Genomic DNA, 21,229 nt, shown 5'->3' on the forward strand with positions numbered 1-21,229 from the left:
CACGCGAATCCTTTGGCATAGAACGTTTTTGTTTACTTTTTGTCCAACAACATTGTAAAAGTAAAAAATTTAGTTTCAATTTCAAAACTTATTAGAACTACTCAAAAAGATCCGTGCGGTAGCGGGGTAGTAACACTGTTTTTTTTCTAAAAATTGGCTTTTGGTAAGTGTAAGTTACGATTTCAGAATTCATGTTAATTTTTTTTAACACCCCACCCTTCGGGCACCCCTCTTAAAAAGAGGGGAATTTAATTGTGCATCTTATACTTTGTGAAATTTATAATTTAATAGTATTAAAATATTCTCTCCTTTTACGAAATGAGTGCAAAGTACCTACCATCCCCTCTTACCAAGAGGGGTGCCCAAAGGGCGGGGTGTTCCACCTACTCCACAAATTCACTTAATTTGAGAAATATTTATTAATTCAACCCGTTGAACCACGATAGCTCTTTGTACTCATTGCCTATGCGAACGTTCTTGTTTACTATTTGTCCGATGGCATTGTAAAAATAGTGAATTCTGTTTCCATTTGCAAAATAGATTACCTCAAAGTCAGTAAACTTGACAACTGTTTTTAAATGATTTGACTGTTAAAAATTGGTAATCAACTAATTTGTAGCATTACCGGATTTTTTATTCATAGATATATATATGTATGTTATAATAAAAAAGCCTAAAGCTGTTATAGTTCTGTAAATATTATTATCTATGAAATAAAACAAATATTTTGTATCCAAAAAGTAAAATAAAATAGCACTAATCAAAATAATTAATATAAGCCTTTTCGATACTTTAAATTTTGTAGTAAATAAAGAAATAATAACAAAAAATAGAATTGGTAAAATTTTTAAAATAATTAATTTTATTTGTAGGCTTGTAGTGGGTGTAAAATTTTCTGAATAAAAATTAGTGTCAGAAAAATAATAATACAATAAAATTAAATATTTTAATATTTTTAATGAAGAAAACGAACGTAATATATCATAATAAAATTCTTTTTTTTTCATTTTTTACTTAATTCATTTAATAATTTCCTAGCTCCAAGCTCCTGCGAGAATCCCAGCTGTCCGAAGTGTTCAATAATAACGGCGGCTTTGCGAATGTCTCCAGACTTCGCAACAATATCACAATCAATATCCCGCTCCCACGCGAATCCTTTGGCATAGAACGTTTTTGTTTACTTTTTGTCCAACAACATTGTAAAAGTAAAAAATTGAGTTTCCATTTCAAAATAAATTAAAAGCTCACGAAAGAATTTGTGCGGTAGCGTGTGTAGTACCACTTTTTTTTCTAAAAATTGACTTTTGGTTAGTGTAAGTTACGATTTCAGAGTTCATGTTAATGTTTTTTAACACCCCACCCTTCGGGCACCCCTCTTAAAAAGAGGGGAATTTAATTGTGAATCCTATGCTTTGTGAAATTTATAATTTAATAGTATTAAAATATTCTCTCCTTTTACGAAATGAGTGCAAAGTACCTACCATCCCCTCTTCCCAAGAGGGGTGCCCAAAGGGCGGGGTGTTCCATCCACTCCAAAAATTCTCTAATTGAGGAATATTTATTTATACAACCCGCTAAAACTCGATAACTAAATGTAATTATTGCCTGAGCGAACGTTTTTGTTTACTTTTTGTCCGATGGTATTCATTACCTAATCTGTAGAATTAACGATTAAGTATACATCTGCATAATCACTTGACAAATTAATCATTATATTATTTTCTAATATCTTGTTGATTAAGGTCAACTTCATCTTTACTATGTATATTTTTGCATTAACATAGATTCCCTCTATTAATTGCCACTTCCTTTTAGAGTCTACATTTGTTAACAAGAATAACTCACTTTTAATTCCTTTTTTATCTATTTAAATAAAATCTTTAAAAAGTGGATTATATTCATAATCATTTAAATTTAAAATTAAATTCTGATTATCCATCTGGTAGATTATATTATCACATTCATTAATTATATTTTTTCTTTTAGGTACACTCCCATTTATTAATTGTAAATATCGTAAACAAGGTATGCCACTCATTATTCCTGGACATTTTTTAAAAACTATATTATGAAATTTCAAAGTATCAACCACAATTGTATCTGTGATTATTACATCTTTATCTTGAGCCTTACAATTAAATATAAATAAGACAAAAATCAGTATTATTAGTTTATTCATTTTTATTTATTTTTAATTTTTTAGCTTTAACGAAGTTACATGTAGAATATTCAGCCGTCAGCACAAATTTACAAACCCTACCCACAATAAACTGCTTAACAAATATAATTAAACAATTTCAATTCATGTTTTAATCCTGCAAATTTCTGTCTGTATTAAAATAATACTCCTTAATTTCATTAAAAAGACTAATAAAAAAGTAATATAGAGCTCACAAAATCAACCTCAAAAAGTATAATCTACAATAAAAACCGACTTTAGTCCCAAAGCATCTGGCAATAAAGAACCTTCCTCTGCTCTAAAAAATTGTACTTCTAGTATAGAAAAAGTTACACCATGTGATGCACTCTTTAATTCTGGTAATTGCAACGCTATTTCATGCGATTGTAACAATTTAATTTGCCAAACCTCACTGTTTACAACTCCTGTTAACGTTTCAAAATCAAAATGCATAGTATGCCAACGCATCCCTACGCTATTGTCATTTTGTTTACAACTAGATGCCTCAAAACCAACATACAAATCGTTTTCCTTATTTGTTAAATAAAAAATCCCGTTCGGATTAAAATCATAAAATCTCAAAGCGGTTCGGGCATTGGTGTGCAACAAAGCCTCTTGCAAAATCCGCTCTCCTTTAGCATGAATTAAATCAAAGTCCAACAAAGCCCGTAACTTTTTGGTCAACTGATTCACCAATGCTAAATTGTTTTCTTTGGGTAACAAATCTGCCAGTAAAATCCTAATAGCTTTACCCGTTTTAGAAATTTTTCCAAACTCTGAAGCATTTTTTCTGCAATTGGCATATTTAGGATGATTTTTTAATTCAGAAGAAGTAAAACCACTATTCGCTCTAATAATCAAAGCATCATCCAATTTATAAATCACATAATTGTCTATCCTTTTAGGTATTTTACCTTCATCACCAGTAAGTAGTATTCGAGCCATAAATAAAAAATAAGTGGTTACCTTAATTCATTCGTATTTCGTTCGTGTTTGGTTCGTATTTGGTTCGTATTTGGTAAATAATTCAAATGCATTTGCCAAAAATAAACACTTTTGCGAACCAAATACGAACCAAATACGAACCAGATACAAACAAAACTAAAACAAAGTTATACAAATAGTAAATGTATAGCAACTGTAGGGATGCTATATGGATGCTGTATAGATACTTCATAGCATCGTAATGGTTGTGGTACCTAAACTCATTGAAAAAAGGGTATTCTTTCCTGATTCCTTTAAAGCGATTTCAAAACTTCCTTAAAAAAAAGAATCTAAAAAACAGTTGGATTTTGACATATTTCAAGACATTTCGTCATAAAAAACAATCTTAAATACGTAAAAACAGTCATTTCGTCACTAAAACAACAAAGGAACACTTATTGAAACCTATCTAAAAAGAAAAAATCAAATCAAAATGAACCTAAATAATTTAACCATCAAATCGCAAGAAGCTTTACAACAGGCACAGCAAATTGCACAAAGTCTCGGACATCAACAAATAGAAAATGAACATATTTTCAAAGGTTTGCTAGAAGTAGATGAGAATGTAACTCCTTTTATCTTAAAGAAACTTAATGTGACTATCGAACTTTTCAAAAAAGTATTGGACAGTACATTACAAAGTTTTCCAAAAGTAACTGGTGGTGAAATACAATGGTCTCGTGATGCCTCACACATGTTGAACGAAGCCATTGCTATTGCAAAAAAAATGAAAGATGAATACGTTTCCATCGAACATTTAATTTTAGCTATTTTCAAATCAAAAAGTAAAGTTGCCCAAATCTTAAAAGATCAAGGTGTAACCGAAAAAGGGTTAGAAAGTGCTATTAACGAATTGCGTAAAGGAGAACGAGTAACCTCAGCATCTGCCGAAGAAACCTATAATGCTTTAAACAAATATGCCAAAAACCTCAACGAATTAGCTAAAAGTGGTAAACTAGATCCTGTAATTGGTCGCGATGAAGAAATTCGTAGAGTGTTACAAATACTAACACGTAGAACTAAAAATAATCCCATGTTGGTTGGTGAACCTGGAGTTGGTAAAACAGCTATTGCAGAAGGTTTAGCACACAGAATTGTAGATGGTGATGTCCCTGAAAACTTAAAAGATAAAATTGTTTTCTCTTTAGATATGGGTGCCTTAATTGCTGGTGCAAAATTCAAAGGAGAATTTGAAGAACGTTTAAAAGCTGTTGTTAAAGAAGTGACTTCCGCTGAAGGTGATATTGTTTTGTTTATTGATGAAATTCACACTTTAGTTGGTGCTGGTGGCGGTGAAGGTGCTATGGATGCAGCCAATATCTTAAAACCTGCTTTAGCTCGTGGAGAACTTCGTGCCATTGGTGCTACGACTTTAGATGAATATCAAAAATATTTTGAAAAAGATAAAGCCCTTGAAAGACGTTTCCAAAAAGTAATGGTGGACGAACCTGATACAGAAAGTGCGATATCTATTTTACGTGGAATTAAAGAAAAATACGAAACTCATCATAAGGTTCGTATTCAAGATGACGCTATTATTGGTGCTGTTGAATTATCTCAAAGATACATCACAAATCGATTTTTGCCAGATAAAGCCATTGACTTGATGGATGAAGCAGCTTCAAAATTACGAATGGAAATCAATTCAAAACCAGAAGAATTAGATGTTTTGGATCGAAAAATCATGCAATTGGAAATCGAAATTGAAGCGATTAAGAGAGAAAATGATGAATCTAAACTAAAAGGTCTTGGTCTGGATTTAGCCAATTTAAAAGAAGAGCGCAACGAAATGTACAGCAAATGGAAAGCCGAAAAAGACGTTGTAGATAACATACAAACTGTAAAACAAGAAATTGAAGATTTAAAACTGGAAGCTGAACAAGCTGAACGCAATGGAGATTACGGAAAAGTAGCCGAAATTCGTTATGGAAAGATCAAAGAAGCTCAAGAAAATTTAGATGCTTTACAAGTACAATTAGCGGAAAATCAAGCAGGTGATTCTCTAATTAAGGAAGAAGTAACTCGTGAAGATATTGCTGAAGTTGTGGCAAAATGGACAGGAATTCCTGTAATGAAAATGCTTCAAGGAGAACGTGAAAAACTATTAAATTTGGAAAACGAACTGCATAAACGTGTGGTTGGTCAACAAGAAGCTATTGTGGCTGTTAGTGATGCCGTTAGAAGAAGTCGTGCTGGTTTACAAGATATGAAAAAACCGATTGGTTCGTTCTTATTCTTAGGAACAACTGGTGTTGGAAAAACCGAGTTAGCAAAAGCTTTAGCTGAGTATTTATTCGATGATGAAAGTGCTTTAACACGAATTGATATGAGTGAATACCAAGAAAGACATAGCGTTAGTCGTTTGGTTGGTGCTCCTCCAGGATATGTTGGCTATGATGAAGGTGGACAATTAACCGAAGCAGTTCGAAGAAAACCATATTCTGTGATTTTGTTAGATGAAATTGAAAAAGCTCATCCTGATACGTTTAATATTTTGTTACAATTGTTAGATGAAGGCCGTTTAACCGATAACAAAGGAAGAACTGCAGATTTCAAAAACACGATAATCATCATGACTTCAAATATGGGAAGTGATATTATTCAAGAGAAATTCGATAATCTAAAAGGAAGTATTGAAGCCGCAACAGAAGCTGCTAAAGTAGAAGTTTTAGGTTTATTAAAACAAACGGTTCGTCCTGAATTTATCAACAGAATAGATGAAATTGTATTATTTACACCCCTAACAAATACTGATATTAGACAAATTGTAAGCATTCAGCTGAAAGGTGTAACCAAAATGCTGGCTCATCAACAAATAACTTTAGATGCAACTCCAGAAGCTATTGATTATTTAGCGGAAAAAGGATTTGATGCGCAATATGGGGCAAGACCTGTAAAAAGAGTCATCCAGAGAGAAGTTTTAAATGAATTGTCTAAAGATATATTATCCGGAAAAGTAACAACTGATAGCATCATTTTACTAGATAGTTTTGATGGAAAGTTAGTTTTTAGAAATAATGAATAATTGTTAATTGTTAATTAAATTAGTTTGTTTGTTTGAAAACACTCAACATTTATCATGTTGGGTGTTTTTGCATATAAAAAAAGCCAACCCGTTAAGGTCAGCTTTTAGTGAATTAATTAACCAATAATTAATCTAAAAATTATTTAGGCATTACAACAGTGTCAATAGCATGAATAACACCATTTGAAGCTGCTACATCAGGCATAGCTACCGTTGATGTTTTTCCATTAGCATCTGTTAAAACCACTTTTCCGTCTACTAAACTTAAATCTATTTTTCCACCTTGTACAGTTTCTACAGTAAATTTACCATTGTTGTTGTTGATGGCTTCAATCACAGCTGCTGCTTCAAATTTCCCAGCAACTACATGATACGTTAAAACACTTTTCAATGTTTCTAAATTTTCTGGTTTTAATAAATTATCAACCGTTCCAGCTGGTAATTTAGCAAATGCATCATTTGTTGGTGCAAATACAGTGAAAGGTCCTTCACTACTTAAAGTTTCTACCAAACCGGCTGCTTTTACTGCTGCTACTAATGTTGAAAAATTTTCATTTCCTACAGCAACATCCACAATTGTAGAAGGTTGAGTTGGTTCTTCCATTACTACTTCTGTTGATTCTGTAGTTGTTTCTTCTTCTTTTTTGTTTCCTTCACCGCATGAAGCCAATACAATTGCCGCTAATGATAAAAAACTGATTCTTTTTACTAAGTTCATTTTTTTTTGTTTTAAATATTAATATTACTGTAAATATAAAACTATTATTGTTTAACATTATTAATAAAATGTTAAACAAATAAAATGAATTAAAAAAACATAAAAAAACCCAATCAAAAATTCAATTGGGTACTATTAGTAAAAATATCGTTCTAATGTTCTCTCATTTTTTCATGAGTCGCATTTAAGACTCGTTTTACTTTTGTTATAGCATTATTAAACGCTTTCTCAATAGTTTCAGCGTGATCGGTAACAGCAATAGGATCTTTTTTGGCGATTCTGACTTCAATTAAGCATCTTTTGTCATTTATCCCGAACTTTTCACTGTTTTCATCACCAAAATGAACTTCTACTCTAGTAACAAATTTATCAAAACGTTCTAATTCAGTGGCTACTTCATTTGAAAAAAAGGCTACTAATCGTTCATTACTTTCAATATGATTGTCTGTATTAATTTGTATTTGCATAAGGTTTTAGTTTTAAATTAATACTTTAAAATTAAAGCTATTTAATCATTTTTCAAAAGATTTTAGGATAAGTTTAGTATTATTATACGAAACACTCAAATCAACGTGAAGGATTTTTTCTATATTTACTTTTCAAAATTAAATTCATGAAAAAAACGTTATTTCTTGCACTACTTTTATCTGTGACTACCTTTTTTTTTGGACAAAACATAACTAAAGATTTTGTAACTGGTACTTGGAAAGTCACAAGTATGTTTCCTTTTGATTCAAGAGGCAATCAGGAAATTAAAGAGTTAGTAGATGGCTTCAATAATAGTACTTTCCTATTTAGTGAAAACGGAGATTTCCAAATTTCAACTACAAAATCTTCAAAGGTTTTTAAAATGATAACAGGAATGACTGCTAAATCAAAATGGAAAGTAGATTCAGAAAAAAACTTAATCAAAATAGGTACTACAAAGGATAACTTTAGCATAATGGGCATCCAAGTAAGTTCAAAAGAAGGAAAAATTGTATTTTATTTAGATGAAACAGCCATCTATTTATTTGTTGAAAAACAATTGAACAAACAACTCATTCCAAAAGAAACAGACACAACTGCAACCAAAAATCTTTTAGCCAAAATAAGAGGTATTAATAAAAACCGTTTTGAAGCCAAAACATACACAAACAATACCACAATTAACTATCGTTTTTTGCAACCCAAAACTACTGAAACCAATAAAAAATATCCTTTGGTGATAGTTTTTCATGGCTCAGGAGCAATTGGTACAGATAATGAAAAACAACTTTGGACGATGGCAAAACTTTGGGCAGAACCTACAATTCAATCCAATTATCCAGCATTTGTTGTGGTACCACAATTCGCTACTCGTTCTTCCAATTATAGTTTGGATACTACAAGAAATGTATTAACTTCAAAATCAGAACCTTGTTTAGAAACCGTTTTTAAATTGGTTGATTCTTTGAAAACAAAACTACCTATTGATTTCAAAAGAATTTATGTTATAGGATATTCTATGGGAGCTTCTACAACAATTAATGCGCTTTCATTACGACCAGATTTATTTGCAGCTGGTGTGGCTTTTGCAGGAATTCCTCAGTTTGATAAAATTGAGGTTCTAAAAAACAAACCTATTTGGTTGATTCACGGAAATAAAGATACTGATAACACTATGGAAAGTGATTTGCAATTTTTTGAAGAGCTGAAATACAATCCTAAAATTCGTTTTTGGGAATTAGATGGTGTTGGACATGAAGATATAATTAGTGCTCCATTTTTGGGTGATGCGGTTCCAAAATGGTTGTTTTCGCATAAGTTGAATTAAGATAAATATTAATCCTTTTTCATAAAATAACAACAATTTATGCTGCCAGAAATTCAAGAATACAACAACAATCAATCCGAGGAGTACAAAATCATTTGTAATAAATTAGCGCTTCTTATTACTGAAAATTTACCCGAAGCTGAAAACAAAATTTGGCACCGACATCCCGTTTGGTTTTTAAATGGTAATCCAATTGTGGGTTATGACAAATTAAAAACTGGTTTAAGATTGTTATTTTGGAGTGGAATAAGTTTTGAAGAAAATCAGTTAAAAGCGGGTTCAGGAAAGTTTAAAGATGCATCAAAAACGTATAATTCAATAGACGAATTAAATGAAGTTGATTTGCTTAGATGGCTTCAAAAATCGAAAGAAATTCAATGGGATTACAAAAATATTGTCAAAAGAAAAGGAGTTTTGGAACTTATAAAATAAAAAATACATTTATTTTTTAAATTAATTATTTCCTACAAATAAATTTTTAAATTTGAAATTTACAAACTATTGCCTCTTACATAAAAAAAAGAAAAAATGATAAAACCTGAACAACTAAAATATTGTCAAATTTGTATTCATAGAAAACTGGATTTTGAAAAAGGAATGCAATGTAAATTAACTAATGATTTTCCGACTTTTGAAAATACATGTCCGACTTTTGAATTGGATGAATTTGCTAAATCCAAAAATGATTCAAAGCCAAAATACAATAATTCCGACGATAGTTCTGGTCCAGGTTGGCGTACTGTTTTATCTGTAATACTAATGGTTATTGCGTTAATTCGTTTGGCTTCAACTTGTAGTAAAATTAATGACAACAGAAGTTCAAGAAATAATTTCGATTCAGAAATGAATGGCATGATAGAACAAATTCAGAGACAAAATAAATACCGTGACCAAATCAATGACCTTGATAGAGAAACGAGAAATGATCTTGGAATTTTAAAAATGCAATCGGACAGTTTGATTTCAATTAGTAAAACCAAACAACTTTTGTTGCCAAGCGGTTATTATTACATGAAGATTTCTGAAGCACCTGAAATTGTATTTACAGGAAGAGATACCCGAAACTCTAATATTGTGGTTTATAAACTTAAAAAAGAAGGCACAAAAAAACCTGCAGCAATTTGGAAGGAATTTCGTTCTAGAATTGTAAGTGACTTAATGGAAAGTAAAGTTTCTTATAAAAGTTTAAATAACGATGATTTTGAATATGCTCTTGACATGAGTTTAGTTGTAATCAATGGATATGCTTGGGTTGAAGAAGAAGGAGACTATTGGTACATTTGCCAGTTTGAAAATTCACACGAAAATAAACAAACTGTTTACAACAATTCCATGAACTTTTGGAGATATCAACTTAAAGATAAAAAATAAAATAAAAATATTTAAAGCCATAATTATGAAAAACATTGTTTTAAAAAACGGACTAATTGGCGGTTTAATTACTACAATTATAATGGGAATTAGTGCCTATTTTGCATACGGTAAAGAAGAAAATTTTTCTTTGAGTATGATTATAGGTTTTACTGGAATATTTTTAGCTCATATTTTCTTATTTAAAGGAGTTAAACAATATCGTGATTTAATAAATAATGGTTCAATCACATTTGGAACAGCCTTTAAAGTGGGAATTTTTATTGCACTAATTATTTCATCAATCTATGTTTTTGTTTGGTTGATAGAATTTAAATTTTTCTTTCCCGAATTCATGAATAAATTTTCTGAAGCTCAGCTAAACGAATTGAATAATAGTGGTTTAAGTACATTAGAAATTGCAACAAAAGCTAAAGAAATTGAAGCCACTAGAATAAATTACAATACTAATTCATTATTAGTGATTGCCATGACTTATATGGAAATTTTACCTATAGGAATTCTATTTTCAGTAATTGCTGCTTTAGTTTACAAGAAAAAAGGATAAAATTATTCTACTTTGATAACAAATTGGTCTAGATTTCCTTTGTTTAATGAGAAATCGTTGTCGTTACTTTCTGTATCACCTACCAAAATGATACTTCCATCAGTAATTTGAGTAAAATCGTAAGCAATATCAAAGCTAGAACCACCAAATGTTTTACTCCAATAAATTCCTGTGTTGGGATGAGCATCTATTTCAATTAATAAAGCATCATTTTGCCCTTTGTTGTTGAATACATCGTTACTTCTGGAATTTCCTGCTATATAAAATCTACCGTTTTTGTTTTTCTTAATGGAATAAGCTGTTTCAAATTGAACGCCTCCAAAAGATTTTTCCCACAATAAATCCCCATGATGGTTGATGTGAATGACCCAAATATCACTGTTTCCAATATGTGAAGAAATATCACCATCAACACTATTGGATTGACCAACAATTAAATAGGAATTAAAATCTGTTTTAGCAATTCCATAAGCTTGATCAATATCACTACCTCCAAAGCTTTTTTTCCAATGCAAATGACCGTCTTTATCTAAATTAATTACCCAATAATCATAACTTCCTTTTGGATTTTCAACATCAAAATCTTGACTTTCAGAATATCCAACCATTATTATTCCACCATCATTAGTTTCAACAATATCATTAACTCGATCATTTTGAGTTCCGCCATAATATCTGTACCATAAAAAATCGCCTTGTGCATCAAGTTTTATTCCCATAAACTCACCCACTCCATGTTGCACCGAATAAGAATTTGTAGCTTTATGTCCAATGGTATGTCCCTCTCCATTATCAGGTGCTCCAATAATTCCAGAATAATCGGAAAAACCTGCTACAAAAAAGCCTCCATCTTGTGTTTGAATAATTTTATGAGCATGATCGTGACTAGAAAAACCATATGATTTTGACCAAATAATATCCGCATTTTCATTGATTTTAACAATATAAAAATCATGAAAACCTTGATTACTTGGAACATCAAAATCAGCACTTCCACTATAGCCCGAAATGACATAATTATTATCGGAAGTTCGTATTATACTGTAACCAAAATCGTCCAATGAACCACCAATAGTTTTACTGTACACCGTATTTCCGCTGGCATCAATTTTAGTAACTAAAACATCTGCTCCAGCATGATTTTTTACAAAATCACCATTATTACTTTTGGTATATCCAACTACTAAAACACCACCATCAGGAGTAGCAACCACCGAAGTAGCTTTGTCTTCTAAAGAACCTCCAAACGTTTTAGCCCAAGCCAATTGCCCTTGAAAATCACTCTGAAAATCGACTTGATCTTTATTACAAGAGCATAAAGTGATGCTTATGATTAGAAATAAATATTTTTTCATTTTTAACTTAATTTACTACCAGTTTTTCAACCAATTTGTCGTTGACTTTAACTAAATAAATTCCTGAAATTAAAGAATTTAAATTCAGATTATATGAATTGTTATTAATTTGGTCTATCTTCAAAATACTTTTGCCAATCATATCTAACACTTCTATTGAATGTATAAAATCTTCCATTTGAATGGTTACCATCTCTTTAGTAGGATTTGGATATAGACTTACTTTGGTTTTTGAAAACGTTTCATTTGAAAGCACTGCTGATTTTTTTACTACAAATAAACCTCTATCAATATCACTGATGAGAATATTTCCGCTTGAAAAGTAAGGGTAAATACTCCAAGCACCGTTAAATTGGGCACTATTACTTGTTGGATAAGTATCAAAAGAAGCAATTTCATTCATTTGATTTCCATTTAAATTGGAAATATCGAACAATCTGTAACCCGCTCTATAATTGGCTAAATGAAATTCATTTCCAAAAGCATATCCGTTATGATCAATAGCTGCTGTTGCTCCAAATTTATTAAACTTTAATACAGGAGCATCTAAATCCGTTAAATCAACAATAATTGTTTTAGTATTAAACCCAAAAGTAGATTCGTCTATTTCATCACCAAGAATAAAATATTTATGGTCATCTGTAACCCAACCTTGATGCGTGTACTCGGTATTGGAATAAGTAAAAGAAGACAATAAAATAGGATTGTTCTTATTAGTTACATCAACAATAACCACCTTATCTTCGTTAGCTCCAAAGAAAATTTCTTTTCCTACATGTGAAATATCAGGACCATTATAATTCAGAATATGAGCATCATGACAGTAATTTTGTGCCGAATAACCTGCGGCAAAAACAGGAACTGTTGGGTTTTGGATGTTTACTATATGTGGTCCACCATTAAACGTTGAAGTTCCAATACAATAAGCATAACCTGTAGCTTCATTAATTGCAATGTTATGACAATTTCCAAATCCTGCATAATGAGCGTCAGGAGCAAAAATTTGAGGTGAAGTTACATTTCTTAAACGAGTTAAATCAAAAACTTGCATACCATGACCTGAAGCTTCAGAAACAATAAAAGCGTGATTGTTGTATACTTTTACATCTCGCCAAAGACTATTAATGTTATTGTGTGAAACAACTTTTCCTAAATAAATTGGATTGACAGGATTGGTAACATCAATAAAAGCGGTATGACTAGTACAACCCATTAATGCATATTCTTTATTATCCAAAGGATCAGTCCAACCCCAACAATCATTGCCTTCCGTATTAGATGTTCCACCAATTTGGGTAAATGTCATGTTGGACAATAAATCAATATTATTACAAGGATAAATTCCGGCAAAACCATTGGTACAAATAGTTTGACCAAAACTAGATACCGAAATAAAAAACGATAAGAGAAGTAATTTTTTTTTCACTTTTAGCGATTATCAATTAATAAAACAAATTTATGAAAATAGATTCTTAAATCCCTTAAATATTGATACTATTATGAGTAAACTATGTTAAAGTTGTACTATAAAAAAAACCTCAATACTACTATTGAGGTTTTTATAAAATATTTTGAATTAAAGACTTAGTCTTTAGTAAAAGAAAAACTTTGTGGTCCGACTTTTAATGTAAATCCTTTTTTATCTTCATTAAACTTGATTTCTAAACCATCTGCCTCTAGTACAAATGTATTATTACCTTTATCTTCTAAAGGTGCAGAATCGCCATTTCCTGAAATCATTAAAGCACCGTCTTCTTCAAATAAAGAAACTTTTACAGGAATTTCTTTACTTGAGTAATCACCCACAAAAGAGACATATTTTCCAGGAGCAGCTGCTGGCATGTTTTCAGATTTCCAAACATTATTATCACTATCCGAATCTGGTAAAACAAATTTAGGATCTAAAGTAACTTTCATAATTTCTTCAGAAGAATTGTGCATGAAAGTCCATGAAGTATTTCTTTGCCAAATTTCAACAGGTAATTTTACAGTCGTTTTTTCACCATTTTTAAATTCAATTTCAACAACTACAGGCATTGCCATTTTTTCAAGATTTTCAATAGTTATAAGCGCTCCATTTTTAGGATCATTCTTAACATATTTAACTGATTTTATAGCTTGATCTATTTTCCAATTATTCAAAATCCATCCTCTCCAAAACCAACCTAAATCTTCCCCAGAAACATTTTCCATAGTTCTAAAAAAGTCGTCTGGTGTTGGATGTTTATATGCCCAACGTTTTACATATTCTTTAAAAGCAGCATCAAAACGCTCTTTACCTAAAACTTCATTTCTTAATAAATCTAATGCAGTTCCTGGTTTCATATAAGCCAATACTCCCATATTTCTCTCTTTCATGCCATCAGGTGCTGTGTAAACAGGCTCTAAATTATCACCAGTTAATGTATTTGACATTCTGTGCATGTTGAATTTTTTCTCATTATATTCTCCAGCATTAAAATCTTCACCACTTACACCATTTATAAAAGTATTGAATCCTTCATCCATCCATGCAAATTGTCTTTCATTGGAACCCACTATCATTGGAAACCAAATATGACCAAATTCATGATCCGTAACACCCCAAAGGCTTGAACCTTTTGATTTATAATTACAAAATACAATACCAGGATATTCCATTCCTCCTTCATTACCTGCCACATTTATAGCTGCTGGATAAGGATATTCTAACCATCTTTTTGAATAGCCTTCAATACTTCCTTTTGTATATTCTGTAGAACGACTCCATGCTTTTTCTCCTTCACTTTCAATTGGATATGCAGAAACCGCTAATGATTTATTTCCACTTGGCAAATTAATACGAGCTGCATCAATAATAAAAGCTGCAGAAGAAGCCCAAGCTACATCTCTAGAATTATTGATTTTAAATTTCCACGTTTTAGTTCCGTTTGCCGCAACTTTACCTAAATCACTTGAAGAACGAACCATAACTGTTTTATCGCTAGTTTTGGCTTTATTCCAATTACTTAATTCAGAGGCTGTCATGACTTGTGAAGCATTTGTAACTTCACCAGAACAAACTACAAAATGGTTGGAAGGAACTGTAATTGCAACTTCAAAATCGCCATATTCACAGTAAAATTCACCTGCTCCTAAATAAGGTTGTGTATTCCAACCTCTAACATCATCATAAACTGCTATTTTTGGATACCATTGTGCAATTGTGAAAACAGTTCCATTTTTAGTAGGTAAATATCCCATTCTATCAGAACCGTATTCTGGAGAAATGAAAGCGAAATCAACCGTTAATTTTACTTTCCCACCATTGGCTTTTAAAGGTTTTACTAATGTAATTTTCATTCTAGTATCAACAATTTCGTAAGTTGCTGCATTTCCGTCAACAAGTACTTTAGAAATTTTGTTTCCTCCATCAAATGCTTCTCCTTTAGCTCCATTTCTAGAACCACTTACAGGAATTACAGCATTCCCACGAGATTCCTTAGCAAATAAATTTTGATCTAAGTACATCCATAAAAAGTCTAATTCATCTGGACTGTTGTTAGTGTAAGATAAATTTACTGTTCCTTTAATTTCCTTTGAAGTTTCATTCAAATTGACATCAATTGCATAATCTGCTCTGTTTTGCCAATATTTTGGTCCAGGTTTTCCACTTGCAGAGCGGAAATCATTGCCGTTTTTTTTATAAAAATTAGGTGCAAATGCATCTACATAACTGTAATTAGATTCTTTAGTTTCTTGTGCCTGAATACCAGAAAATCCAATACATAAAGCTACTATTGTAATTGCTTTAGAGAAAAAATTTTTCATTTGTAAAGGGTTGTTTTGTTATTATTTTTGAATAATTATAAGCAAATTAACAAAAAAAATACTTAGTAAATAAGATAATTAGTATCTTCACATCATAAATATTTGTTAATGCTTTCTGTCAACTTCATACCGTTTCCAACCTTATTTTCTGAACGATTAATTTATCGAGAAATAAACGAAAATGATGTGGAACAAGTTTTTCAACTGAGAAGCAATCCTGAAAACATGAAATTTATACCAAGACCTTTGCTTAAAAATCATCAGGATTCCTTGGAGCACATTAAAATGATCAAAGAAAAAACAACTAATAATGAAGGAATTAATTGGGTAGTTTGTTTGAAAGATGATCCAAAAATGATTGGTTTAGTCGGACATTATATCATAAAACCTGAACATTATCGTTCTGAAATTGGTTATATGATTTTACCCGAATACCACAACAAAGGATATGTAACTGAAGCTGTAAAAACGATAATAGATTATGGTTTTAATGTGTTAAATTTAAACTCTATTGAAGCTGTAATTGATCCTTTAAACATGGCATCTGAAAAAGTTTTACAAAAAAATAGATTTATTAAAGAAGCACATTTAAAAGAAAACATTTGCTTTGAAGGCAGTTTTTTGGATAGTATAATTTATTCCTTATTAAAACGAAATTATAAATAAAATATGACAGAATTTGAGAAACAATTCCAATTAGTAGAAGAACTTTTACATTTTAACGATTTCAATAAAGTTGTTAAAAGAGTCATCGATTTTACTTTGGATACCGAAAGCATTTCATTTTATGAAAAAACGACTGCTTTTTTAAATTGGTTAGATGCAAATGAAACCAATGAATCTGAAAAAAAAGAAAAACTAACTCATTTATTAAAGGAACTTCACGCTTTTTTATCTAACAAAGTTGCCATTGAAGCTCAAAATGTAATTACTGTTGATAATTTGACAAAGTCTTACAACTCTTTTCAACTTGGTGCTATAAATTTGACCATAAAAACAGGAGAAATAATTGGTTTAGTTGGTGAAAATGGAAACGGAAAAACTACATTATTAAGAAGTATTTGCGGTGAATTGCATCCAACTTCTGGAAAAATTAATTATAATTTTGATTATGATGACACTTTTGATCTAAGAACAAAATTGGTTTATATTCCTCAAAGAACGGAAACTTGGAGGGGATCAATGTATCAAAATTTAGAGTTTACAGCAAGTTGTTATGGCTATGTGCCTGAAGAAAACAATTTGGTTGTTGATTTAATAATTACGCGTTTAGGATTAAGAAAATTCAGAAATCACGGCTGGAATAACTTATCTTCTGGATATAAAATGCGTTTTGAATTAGCACGAATGTTGCTTAGGAAACCAAAAATATTATTGATTGATGAACCTTTGGCAAATCTAGATATTTTGGCTCAACAAACCATTTTAGATGATTTTAGAAACATTGCAAATTCTCCTTTTAGACCGATTGCCATAATTTTAAGTTCACAACAATTATATGAAGTAGAAAAAACTTCAAATCAAGTGGTTTTCTTAAAAAATGGAGCTCAAAAAAATCTGAATTTTACCTCAGAAAACGAGGAAAAACATTTTGTAATTGAATTTGAAAGCACACAATCTTTAAGTGATTTAAAAGTAGCTTTTGACAGTTTACAATTGGTGAGTTTGGAACAAAATGGAGGAACACTAATTGCTGTTTTTCCAGACCACATTACCATCAATGATTTCATGAAAACAATTATTAATCAAAACGTTACTGTTAGTTATATGCGTAATATTTCTAATTCAACAAGACGTTTTTTTGTAAACTAAATCACTATGTTTAAAAATATTCAGAAAAAATTATTGTTAAAAAATCCTATTATTTGGAACACTAAATTGGTTCCAATGCTGTTTATTGGTGTTATACTACACCTCATTTTCTTTGCCTTAGGATATTATGAAGGAACAATAGATTTTACAAACCAAACTAAAGTAGATATTGAAGTCAGTGCTATTCTTTTTGGAATTTTATTAATTATTTTAATCACCATTTTGTGGCTAGTTAATTACTTTAAAAACAATTCGTTAAAAACATTTTATACCAAATCAAAAAATAGTTTATTTTATGAATGGCTTCAGATTTTTATAGTTTGTTTGTTGCTAATTACTTTTTTCGTTTCCTTCCAAATTGGAGAACAATTGCATCAGAAAAGTTACTATTCATTACAAGAAACAAAAGAAAGATGTAAAATTATTAGTCAAGCTGATGTATTTATTGACGGCTATTTTAAAAGAACAGAAATTGACTCAGTAGCTTCAAATTTTATTGAAAAAATTAGTGAAAACAATGATTTAAGCAATCAAAACCAAAATAATGTTGAAGATGTTACTGAAACTTATGCAGAAGAAACGATTGATTACTCAGGTTTTGTTTATAAAGATCATGTGATGTTTAAAAATAAAAAATATGACGAAAATTCTTTAATGAATCGTCAATGTTTTGAATTTTATATGTTTGATGAAGCACAAGATTTTTTAAATAATTTAGAAGTTAAAAATTGGCTTTTTGAAGACAATCAAAAAGAAGTTAAAAACTTGATGAATAAATACTTAAACCTAATCAAAGAACATCAACTTGCGACAAATTTAAATGTTGAAAAATGGTTTAAAATAACTTACAACAAACCCGAATTTACTGAATTTCTTTATATTGTTCCTTTTTTGAATGAATACGAAACTGAAGATTCTTACAATTACAATAGTAATTATTCAAAAAGTTATATAAATCCCAACAATAACAAATATTCAAAGTATTTTGTTCAACAAGATGTTTTAAAAAATAAATATCAAATCGTTTCAAAAGCACATGCAAATCCGTTTATAGAATTTGAAGGTATTTTAGCTTATTTATTTGCTGCTTTAGGTTTTTCATTGTTGCTATTTTCATTTCGAGTTACTTCAGGTAAAAGTTGGTTGATTGCCTTAGTGAGTTTTGGGGTTTTAAATATAATTTTTGGAGTATTTACAGCAGTTTTATCTTCTGAAATGGCCTACCTTTATTTTGTTTTATTTTCAATTATTGGGGTAATCATTTACTTTTTTGTAATTTATTTCAACCAAAGAAGTGTTCAATTAAGTAAAATAGCTTTAAATCTATTTTTATGGACATTTGGATTCCTAATTCCAATAGTATATTTTTTAATTCTCGATAGTTACAGAAGAGAAAGAAACTTGTATAGAAATTATAATTCTCCTGGATACAATTGGTTCAATACCCATATTTTAGAAATGTTAACTGTAAATTTTATAATTGCTATTATCGTTATTTTTGTAATGAGTAGAATTATTAGAAATTGGAAAGGAATGCCTGAAGAATAATGAAAACAATAATAAAAGACAAAAACTATTCAGCTTCAATACTTCATTTTGGAGCTGAATTAGAATCATTTACAAAAGATAATACTAACTATATTTGGTCTGTTGATGAACAATTTTGGAATAAAACTTCACCTGTATTATTTCCAATAGTTGGTGGTTTAAAAAATAATTCTTACGAGATTGATGGTAATGAATATGAATTACCTCGACATGGTTTCGCAAGAAATTTTAATTTTAAGGTTATCGAAACAACTGAAAATTCTGTTACTTTTTCATTAAAAGAAAACGAAACAACATTACAAGTATATCCCTTTGAGTTTGAATTACAACTGAAATATGTATTAAATGAAAACAAATTGAGTTTGATTTATTCTGTAGAAAATAATTCAAAAAACATCATGCCTTTTAATATTGGTGCTCATCCTGCATTTTCAATTCCTTCTAATTTTAATGAATATTCATTGCATTTTAATAAAGAAGAAAAATTACTAAGTCACCAATTAGAAAATGATTTATTTAGTGGAAAAACTATTGGAATTCAATCAAAAAACCAACAATTAGCCTTAAATTATACACTATTTGACAAAGATGCCTTAGTTTTTAAAAACATTGAATCTAAAGAATTTGAATTGCATTTTAACAATAAACCTTATATAAAAATAAGCTTTTCGGATTTTAAACATCTTGGAATTTGGACAAAACCAAATGCTCCTTTTTTATGTATTGAACCTTGGATGGGATATGCAGATAAGAGTAATTCCAATGGTAAATTATTTGAAAAAGAATCCATTCAAACAATTAACCCTAATGAAAAATTGAGTTGTGAATTTTCAATTGAAATTTATTAAATAACCATCATAAATAATTTATGATGGTTATTTTTATTATTTAATTTTTTTTAGAAAAGAAACTTAACACCAACTTGTAAATTCCCAAATGTTCTATCTGCAACTGAATTCATTGGGTTTGCGTTAAAATTAAATTCTGTTGTTTTATCTCCAACTGTTGGTGTAGTTGTAGTTGAATTCACATTTAATATTGTAAATGAAGTCTCTACCGTTAACCATTTGTTTATGATGTAATCAAAACCAGGAGAAACTTCTAATCCAAAGGAAGACATTTTATCATCAGTAATTTTGTCTTTACCAAACATCACTGGCAATGCTGCTTGTCCATAAAAATATAGATTTCCTGTAACATTCCAATATTTTCTTATTAATGGTTTAACTACAAAAGTGTTAGTTTCAGCAGTAGTTAAAGAACCTATTTCAGATTTATTTGAAATATTACCAACACCTAATCCTAATGTAGTTGTAGGCGCTACAAAATATCCAATAATAGGTAAAATCATGTTTGATGTTGATTTTAAATCTCCAGTTTTTTCAGAACCAAAAGATACTTGACCAGCTGCCCACCAAGTTCCTTGTAAACCTTCTTGTGCAAATGTTGAAATACTAAATAATGATACTACTGCAATTAAAATTAATTTTTTCATTTTGTTTTTGTTTTAAAATTATAAGACAAATTTATTAACAAGAAAAAGCTAAATAAATGACATAAATCATTGTTTAAAAAATATTTTAAGACCTAAAATAATTGCATTTTTAATGTTTTAACTTACATTTGCAGTCCTATGCAAAAAACCATTAACATACTTAATAAAAGAGCCAAATTTGACTATGAAATATTAGACAAATACAATGCTGGTATTGTGTTAACTGGCACAGAAATCAAATCTATACGATTAGGAAAAGCTTCTATTGCAGAAAGTTTTTGTGAATTTAGTAATAACGAACTTTTTATTATCAATTCACATATTGAAGAATATCAATACGGAACGCATTACAATCACAAATCAAAAAGTGAACGTAAACTTTTGTTAAATAGAAAAGAACTCAAAAAATTAGAAAAAGACAGTCAAAACAAAGGTTTAACTATTGTTCCTTTAAAACTTTATACTAACGAAAAAGGATTAGCTAAACTAGAAATTGCTTTAGCTAAAGGAAAGAAAAATTACGATAAACGCGAATCTTTAAAAGAACAAGATACAAAAAGAGATATTGATAGAATAAAAAAATCGTTTTAGGTTTTTTTTATCTAAAATTA

18 protein-coding genes are annotated in these 21,229 nt (G+C 30.0%); 10 read left to right on the plus strand and 8 right to left on the minus strand.

The window, feature by feature from the left end; genetic code table 11:
* Positions 1–1,867 precede the first annotated feature (1,867 nt).
* The gene (locus tag ACTF56_RS08600; RefSeq protein ID WP_438966489.1) at positions 1,868–2,179 is read right to left on the minus strand and encodes a hypothetical protein; all 312 of its coding nucleotides are present in this window, start codon (positions 2,177–2,179) and stop codon (positions 1,868–1,870) included.
* Between the two features lie 225 nt (positions 2,180–2,404).
* Complete coding sequence (locus tag ACTF56_RS08605) at positions 2,405–3,124, minus strand: hypothetical protein (RefSeq protein WP_438966490.1); 720 nt, start codon at positions 3,122–3,124, stop codon at positions 2,405–2,407.
* Positions 3,125–3,596: 472 nt separating this feature from the next.
* On the opposite strand from ACTF56_RS08605, the gene clpB reads away from it, so the two are divergent.
* Positions 3,597–6,188 (plus strand): ATP-dependent chaperone ClpB, encoded by a 2,592-nt coding sequence (gene clpB / locus ACTF56_RS08610; protein ID WP_438966491.1) that lies wholly within the window; start codon positions 3,597–3,599, stop codon positions 6,186–6,188.
* A gap of 139 nt (positions 6,189–6,327) precedes the next feature.
* Here the strand turns inward: clpB and ACTF56_RS08615 are convergent, their stop codons facing one another.
* A complete protein-coding gene (locus ACTF56_RS08615) occupies positions 6,328–6,906 on the minus strand; it encodes a fasciclin domain-containing protein (RefSeq protein ID WP_438966492.1) in 579 nt (192 codons plus the stop codon).
* A 152-nt stretch (positions 6,907–7,058) separates the two neighbouring features.
* The gene (locus tag ACTF56_RS08620; protein ID WP_438966493.1) at positions 7,059–7,373 is read right to left on the minus strand and encodes an HPF/RaiA family ribosome-associated protein; all 315 of its coding nucleotides are present in this window, start codon (positions 7,371–7,373) and stop codon (positions 7,059–7,061) included.
* A 146-nt stretch (positions 7,374–7,519) separates the two neighbouring features.
* Between ACTF56_RS08620 and ACTF56_RS08625 the strand changes: the two genes are divergently transcribed.
* The 4 genes from ACTF56_RS08625 to ACTF56_RS08640 all read left to right on the plus strand — a co-directional run bounded on the left by ACTF56_RS08625 (position 7,520) and on the right by ACTF56_RS08640 (position 10,619).
* On the plus strand, positions 7,520–8,701 hold the full coding sequence (locus tag ACTF56_RS08625) for a dienelactone hydrolase family protein (RefSeq protein WP_438966494.1): 1,182 nt from the start codon (positions 7,520–7,522) through the stop codon (positions 8,699–8,701).
* Between the two features lie 39 nt (positions 8,702–8,740).
* Positions 8,741–9,133, plus strand: a complete 393-nt coding sequence (locus ACTF56_RS08630) for a DUF1801 domain-containing protein (RefSeq protein WP_438966495.1) — start codon at positions 8,741–8,743, stop codon at positions 9,131–9,133.
* 96 nt (positions 9,134–9,229) lie between these two features.
* On the plus strand, positions 9,230–10,072 hold the full coding sequence (locus ACTF56_RS08635; RefSeq protein WP_438966496.1) for a hypothetical protein: 843 nt from the start codon (positions 9,230–9,232) through the stop codon (positions 10,070–10,072).
* Positions 10,073–10,097: 25 nt separating this feature from the next.
* A complete protein-coding gene (locus ACTF56_RS08640; RefSeq protein WP_438966497.1) occupies positions 10,098–10,619 on the plus strand; it encodes a DUF4199 domain-containing protein in 522 nt (173 codons plus the stop codon).
* A gap of 2 nt (positions 10,620–10,621) precedes the next feature.
* Here the strand turns inward: ACTF56_RS08640 and ACTF56_RS08645 are convergent, their stop codons facing one another.
* From ACTF56_RS08645 to ACTF56_RS08655, 3 genes are all read right to left on the minus strand, one after another.
* Positions 10,622–11,974 carry a hypothetical protein gene (locus tag ACTF56_RS08645; RefSeq protein WP_438966498.1) on the minus strand — a complete coding sequence of 451 codons (1,353 nt, stop codon included), beginning with the start codon at positions 11,972–11,974 and terminating at the stop codon, positions 10,622–10,624.
* Positions 11,975–11,981: 7 nt separating this feature from the next.
* The gene (locus ACTF56_RS08650; RefSeq protein ID WP_438966499.1) at positions 11,982–13,400 is read right to left on the minus strand and encodes a choice-of-anchor B family protein; all 1,419 of its coding nucleotides are present in this window, start codon (positions 13,398–13,400) and stop codon (positions 11,982–11,984) included.
* 158 nt (positions 13,401–13,558) lie between these two features.
* Entirely contained in the window at positions 13,559–15,763 is a 2,205-nt protein-coding gene (locus tag ACTF56_RS08655; protein ID WP_438966500.1) for a M1 family metallopeptidase, read from the minus strand.
* Positions 15,764–15,871: 108 nt separating this feature from the next.
* Between ACTF56_RS08655 and ACTF56_RS08660 the strand changes: the two genes are divergently transcribed.
* Genes ACTF56_RS08660 through ACTF56_RS08675 form a run of 4 tightly spaced genes read left to right on the plus strand, consistent with a single transcriptional unit; the run spans position 15,872 to position 19,971 of the window.
* The gene (locus tag ACTF56_RS08660) at positions 15,872–16,429 is read left to right on the plus strand and encodes a GNAT family N-acetyltransferase (protein ID WP_438966501.1); all 558 of its coding nucleotides are present in this window, start codon (positions 15,872–15,874) and stop codon (positions 16,427–16,429) included.
* A gap of 3 nt (positions 16,430–16,432) precedes the next feature.
* Complete coding sequence (locus ACTF56_RS08665; protein WP_438966502.1) at positions 16,433–17,575, plus strand: ABC transporter ATP-binding protein; 1,143 nt, start codon at positions 16,433–16,435, stop codon at positions 17,573–17,575.
* A 6-nt stretch (positions 17,576–17,581) separates the two neighbouring features.
* Positions 17,582–19,123 carry a hypothetical protein gene (locus ACTF56_RS08670; protein WP_438966503.1) on the plus strand — a complete coding sequence of 514 codons (1,542 nt, stop codon included), beginning with the start codon at positions 17,582–17,584 and terminating at the stop codon, positions 19,121–19,123.
* Entirely contained in the window at positions 19,123–19,971 is an 849-nt protein-coding gene (locus ACTF56_RS08675) for an aldose 1-epimerase family protein (RefSeq protein WP_438966504.1), read from the plus strand. The genes ACTF56_RS08670 and ACTF56_RS08675 overlap by 1 nt, the downstream gene beginning before the upstream one ends.
* Before the next feature lie 50 nt (positions 19,972–20,021).
* Here the strand turns inward: ACTF56_RS08675 and ACTF56_RS08680 are convergent, their stop codons facing one another.
* Positions 20,022–20,618 (minus strand): outer membrane beta-barrel protein, encoded by a 597-nt coding sequence (locus tag ACTF56_RS08680; RefSeq protein WP_438966505.1) that lies wholly within the window; start codon positions 20,616–20,618, stop codon positions 20,022–20,024.
* Positions 20,619–20,756: 138 nt separating this feature from the next.
* On the opposite strand from ACTF56_RS08680, the gene smpB reads away from it, so the two are divergent.
* Entirely contained in the window at positions 20,757–21,209 is a 453-nt protein-coding gene (gene smpB / locus ACTF56_RS08685) for an SsrA-binding protein SmpB (RefSeq protein WP_438966506.1), read from the plus strand.
* Positions 21,210–21,229 lie beyond the last annotated feature (20 nt).

Source organism: Flavobacterium sp. (assembly GCF_965657075.1).
GTDB lineage: Bacteria > Bacteroidota > Bacteroidia > Flavobacteriales > Flavobacteriaceae > Flavobacterium.